Here is a 6,347-nt window from a genome sequence, read left to right as displayed (position 1 = left end):
AACAACGGTATCTTTTTGATCTTTTTTAATGAATTTCATTTTAGTCACATAGTAATCATGTTCCTGAAGCTCTCGGACACTTCTACCTTTTAGATCTAATTTAGCTTTATATGGCTCTACGGTTTCATAGTTTAAGTGCCAATGAGCTAAATCACGCCCGGCTTTCGAGAATGCCCAGAAATCTTCGGCTTTTTTTACGCATGGGATACGTGGTAACTCTTTAGTCAAGTTGTCTGCATAACGAGTACGATAATCTTCACTGTGCAACAAGCCATTATTTTTTATTATGTTTTATATAAGTATCTAATTATAAAAGAATATAAATATTAACATGTACAAATGGTGGCATAATTAAACATTATAAATAGTTTCACTAAAACCATAAAAACAAAAACCATTTATACAACTATTTTTAGTTGTATAAATGGTTTTTGTTTTTACATTAAATATTAGTTATATTTAACATTGATATTTTTTTGCTCTTTTTTGAGTCTTTCCTCACGAAACCCACAATTGGTATTCGCATAAGGGCATGAAGCGCATCCGGCACAGAAAGCGAATGGCTCTTGAAGATTGTCTATAGTAGAGCCAATTTCTTCGATCACTTCATTTACAGCATAGTCATTGAACTGCATCACCTTTAACCGCTTACCGTACAATACTGCTCGACCTAGATCAACACTATCAAGCAAACCAAGAGTCCGTAATTGACGACCAACCCATTCAGGGCGTTCCCATTCCGGGATTTCGTTTGTCATGCTTGCGCCATAGTTATCGTCAAGCATTGTTCGTAATTCAAGAATAAGCTGAGTAACAGTAAAGCGGATAAACCCATTTTTAATTAGATTTTTGACAGCTTCACGCAACACCTCTATGGGGTCATTACTCTCAAATTTGACTGTTTTCTGCTTATTAAGACCGACTTCAAGTTCATCTGCACACTCCTTGCCAACGAGCGAAGCGATCACACGCAAGGGGAGTGCAATTTCATCGAATCGACCTGTTTTTTCTGTATGTGTAAGTGAAATATCTTCAATTTCATTACATTTAGCAAAAGCCCATTGATGTAATTCTTGTCGTAACTTCTCAACATGCAAGAAGTCAGATGCTCCCATTTTTTTAATCTTACCTTTTTCACTGTCAGGCATGATAAGTGTTTGAATACGCAACATACGTGTACTCAAAATATCATCAGATCCTTGGGTGTTCGATATTAATTTTATGCCGAAAAAGTTAAGACGCTCAGTTTTCATCGTCTTAACGTCAGTCCAAATTTTCTCCGAAGTGTTTTTGTTATACGATACTTTAAGTGCTTGAACTAGATCACTAAATTGAGTTCCGTCTCGACCACCTTTGCTTGCGATACCCTCTAAATCATCGAACACAACAAAACCTCTCGATGCGTCAATATGCCTTGCAGCAGTTGCAGCACTGACTTGTCCGATCACTGAGCCATTGCATGAAAGCTTAGACATCACAATCCCTGTTTGAGATTTGCCTGAGCCGGCTCGTCCATTTAGGAATATAATGGGTACAGATTCAAAGATGTTTTGAACATAAGTAGCAATCACCGTTAGTGATAGTATGCAGTAATCTTCAGGTACAGGAAGCCATACAGATTGCTTTAGTACATTGTGAATATCAGTATAAATATCCTTAGCAGATCTAATTTTTGATCTGCCTGATATGTAGGATTCAATGCTATTCCAACTCCAAGAGCTGTAATCATTTGGCTTTGGTTCTGCTCGAATTAACGTGCCATCGGTCAATCTAATTACACGTTCAGAGTCCGGTGTTCCGGGAGGTGCAGGGGATTTAACTGATTTGTTAATCACACCATCTGAGCTAACAACCACAGTTTCATAGCGTTCACTAATATATTCCTGACCGTATTCATCGGTCTCTTTTTTTCTCATTAATGTCTGCACCGGATAGTACATTTTGCGATTAATGTAAGCCCCATTGATGTCAATCGGGGCAACGTGGAATCGCCCCACCGCATTTTTTACATTGAACGGATCATTGTTATCAATCGTTTCAACTGTAATAGAGCAAACAGGAGCTTCTTCAAGTAAAGATAAAAATTCATCAATACAGCCGTCCGATCTAAAGAAATCAGTCCAATCAGCCCCCCATTGGTCACTCGGCTTTTCTGTACCGTCTTTTTCAAATTTTGGATTAGCATAATGCGCCGGGCATCTGACTCGATAGCAGTCTCCAACGATAAATTCCGATATTTTTTCAGCCATCGTGTCACCGGCTTTATCGAAATCTTGAGTTAGATAGATTTTGTCAAACTTAGCCCAAAAATCGGGGTTTTTCATTTGTTCAGGAATGCTTGTACCATGCGTTCCTGAGCAAACTAGATAATCATCTAATAAGTCATTTTCTTTTAAATTTTGATAAAGAACCCACACATCTTTCATGCCCTCGCAAACAATCAAATTACGTTGTTTATTGTGGGTGTGTGAAAAATATATACCAACCGGACTTTTGCCCCACCCATTTGAGGCGATAGGATTCTCAGTGACATGGGGGATAACATAGAAATACTGTTGCTTTGCAAACTCACCATTCATCAAGCGGATTGGTGTTGCTAAAGCTTTAGATCTAACCTCGCCATCGGGAGTGGTGGTCTTTCTTGTCAATCCGAGCTGAAACTCAACAATAGTCTCTTTCTTTAATGATCTTGCATATAAATATTCCATTGCAGATTCATTATTTAGTAATTCCTTATGTAGGGTCTGTTGCCAACTCCTAGACTTTTCATCCAACGGCTCTACTTTAACTTCTTGCGCTGTTTCGGTTTTTTTAACCAAAGGCTTTTGCTTGGTTTTTATATTGGTCTTAAAGTTTTGATTACTACTTATACCTAAAAGTTCCTGAGCTTCTTTGATGGCTTTTGCTTTATCTCCATTCAACCTAATACTCAAGACCTCAAGAAGATCATAACTTTCTAACGTGGAATTTTTAGCAGCATCACCACTAAAATCTCTACACATCCCTAAAAAACGTCCACTCAAACCTATTTTAAACGATCCTTGGTTGGTAGCAGGGGTATCATAAACATCACCTGTTACCCAATAACTCCCTTGTTTCTTACCATTAGGAAACAACAGTTGTGCGTAATGTAAAATATTAGAATTAAACCCATCAACAATATTTTGAATATCTAAATTGTTCATAATTACCCCAACGCTGCATTTCTAATATTTGATAAATTTTTCTTCCAATCTCCAATAGCATCCTCGTGGTCAAGATGCCCATAATGTCGCCTAATAACCTCCTCGCTATCCAACAAAATTAAAGCGACATAACCAAATGCCCCTCTATGTATCTTTAAATAGGTGGTCGCTACTATATGCCTAAAATAATGTGCGCCAATCCCACCCGACTTAATAGATTGATCCGCATATAAGGCAGTAAATTTCCGAGTACATGTGCTAATAGCTGTGCCGGTTTGTTTTCTTCCAAGGCTTGAAACAAAAAAATACTCATGGGGTTCGGTTTCGCTCATAAACAATGGACGAATCGTATCGACATAAAGATCTAATATATGCGTTAGATTCTCAGGAATGCTTAATTGAAACCTCTCAGGGATATTCCTTTGTTTATAGTTTTTGAATTGGGATTTCGGGATGCTTATTTTATATATCCCATCTTTATCTTTATAAATACATTCATCTTCTTTATGAAAACCAATTTTCATGTCTGCCCAATTTCTTACTCTTAAAGGACAAATAAGGAGACATTCAACAAGAATAATATCTCTGACAACACAATAATATTTAACTTTTATTTGATGATTATTTGAATTTAAATAAATATCTAAATCCAAGTATGCTTTTTTTAAAGCATCAAAAACATAACTAGCAGGACTGTCTAGCTCAATAATTTTTTCATTTCTAGCATTATGCGATCTTGGACTTGTCTTTATAAACGGTTTAATTTTTTCATAAATAGTAAACAAGCTGTCATAATTTTTCTTTGACATTTCAATAACATCATCAGATGACACATTATAATAATCACAGATAATTTCACGAGAAAATTCACAGAAAAAACAATGGTCAGGATGCCAAATAGTTTTAGCATACTGCATCACCATAGAAAAAGACATAAGCACATAACCGTCTTTCTTAATGTCATTAGCTAACACCGCCCTTAAAATATCAGGCTGATAAACATTAAATAAAGTTAATTCACCATAAGTTAGGAGACCTAATTCTAATACTTTTTTTAAAAGAGCAATTGTTACTCCAACAAATGAAGAATAAGAGGGGACGTATAAGTCCTTTGTATAAACATAAAAATTAGATATTAATTTAGCATCTAAAACCGTTTCTTTAGGTAAATCCCCTTTGCATTTCCTAACTTTCCATTGCTCATTAATTTTTTTATCTAGCAATGGCTCTGTTTTATAAAAACAATAATTATAAAGCTCCAACCTAAGCTGATCCGGTAGTAAAGAAACATTCAATCTTTCAACGTACTTAAAGTTAGAAGAACCATCAACAACACTACCGCTATCCGATAATTTATGTGTGTTTAAAACATTTGTTTTAGGTATTATTGAAGTTAAATAACCCTGTGGAGCATGTGCTAAAGCTTCTATAGCTTCTAGCACTACATAAGGCTTACTTGATCTCTCAGAGTAATTAACTCCATCACAATACTCTACAAAATTTGGGAAAAACTGTCTTTCAAAATACTTGGTAATCATAGAAAAGGTTATAAATTGATGACCACAATAATCATTAATTAAACTTGCAACAATCTGAAACTTTTTCTTATTTGATTTTAACTCGTAAACAGTAGGCTTATTAAATTCAAAAATACAATCCAAGCAAAACAAAAACCTCTCGGTTGCATTATAGTTTTTGTTGTATACATTATCACCTAAAGACAACCAAAGATTAGTACCATATAAAGCAAATATTTCATCCGTAATAAAATTAAACGCAATTCTGTATGGAGATATAGATTTAATCAAACCAGAATGGTTAATCTCAACTCTATTCCTACCATAATATTCTTTATATTTCTCCAAAAAAACCTGTAGGTTATCTTCAGATGAATAAAAAAAGTTAAGAACATCATCAGTGGTTCTTAGATTAAATTCACGGATTGAAAATTCTAAACAGAACAAACAACTATTTTTCAAAGCACGAATGTACGCATCACTACGCCCATTTTTTTTACTTATTTTTTCAACATAGTAACGACAATTATCCTCAATTTCTCGAACTATTAAAAGGTAGTTACTATTCAACTCATTTAAATTACGCATACACAAATTACTCCCAAAAAATAGGATGTCAAATTTGAAACACGCATATAAATGTGCGAAAATGATTAAATCTAGCCTGCACAGTTAGATAAACACTTTCAAAGTCCGGTACTGCTTCAACAGTGCCGGACTTTTCATTTATATGGTTTCGCCAATAGATTCTTGCAAACTGAGTTTTTCATAAGCAGCAGTCGTTAATTCCAAATTACGTCTCACCCGATCTGCACTCCTCCGCAAATAACCTTTTTTCTCCAAAGCAGCCAAATAAGGGGCTGCATTGGCTGATTTAATATCTAAAAAAGTAGCAATCTCTCGATGTGTCGGCATGTACCGATTCTTAACCCTATACTCTTTTAGAAATTCCAATAACAAATATTGGCGATCAGTCAATATAGGGAGCTGCTTAACAACTGAACTTTCAATAGTATCCACATGAGACTCCATGCTTGATATAAACGCCTAAACAATAAAAATACTATCACCAACCAATAGTTTGTTCAATAGTTTGCCCAATAGTTTGCATATAAAAATGCACATATACATTTCCGTAGAATACAGAAAATAGGATATAGATTAATAACATGTCACAACAAAAAAGCATGTCATTAAAATAAAAATATAAAACAAATTCAAATACTTATTTCAATCATTCTAATGACACGATCTATGACTTGCTATTGACACGTATTTTTCCATGTCAACAATAGCGTGTCAGTTTTTTTAATAGTGTGTCAGAATAGTGTGTCACAAAAAATATTGACATAAATATATAATATATATAAATATTTATTTATTTATTTATATTTAGTGACATGTATTTTTTTTAACAGGTCATCACTAATAATGATATATTTCAAATACTTAAATTATTTTTGACACGCTTTTTTATTTTTTTGATGTTTTTTTATTTTTCATTCTATTTTTGAGTATTTCTACAATTATTCATATATATCCAACATGTTTTATATTATTTATTTTTTTCATGCAAGATTTTAATTATAAGCTATTGATATTTATTGTTTATTTATTATCAATATTACTATACAACTCCAGAAAA

At 34.0% G+C, this 6,347-nt stretch carries 4 protein-coding genes; all 4 read right to left on the bottom strand.

What is annotated here, in order from left to right; all coding sequences use genetic code 11:
* Positions 1-270, bottom strand: a 270-nt coding sequence (locus D7V20_RS18240) for a type ISP restriction/modification enzyme (protein WP_322887908.1), incomplete at its 3' end; no start/stop codon positions are given.
* Positions 271-449: 179 nt separating this feature from the next.
* The gene (locus D7V20_RS18235) at positions 450-3,185 is read right to left on the bottom strand and encodes a toprim domain-containing protein (protein WP_107010078.1); all 2,736 of its coding nucleotides are present in this window, start codon (positions 3,183-3,185) and stop codon (positions 450-452) included.
* Between the two features lie 2 nt (positions 3,186-3,187).
* Positions 3,188-5,290, bottom strand: a complete 2,103-nt coding sequence (locus D7V20_RS18230) for a hypothetical protein (RefSeq protein ID WP_107010077.1) — start codon at positions 5,288-5,290, stop codon at positions 3,188-3,190.
* 138 nt (positions 5,291-5,428) lie between these two features.
* A complete protein-coding gene (locus tag D7V20_RS18225; RefSeq protein ID WP_162622368.1) occupies positions 5,429-5,722 on the bottom strand; it encodes a LexA family protein in 294 nt (97 codons plus the stop codon).
* Positions 5,723-6,347: the final 625 nt, after the last annotated feature.

The sequence above is a fragment of the Acinetobacter rongchengensis genome (assembly GCF_003611475.1).
In the GTDB taxonomy this organism is placed as follows: domain Bacteria; phylum Pseudomonadota; class Gammaproteobacteria; order Pseudomonadales; family Moraxellaceae; genus Acinetobacter; species Acinetobacter rongchengensis.
This window is presented reverse-complemented; position numbering and strand designations above follow the sequence as displayed.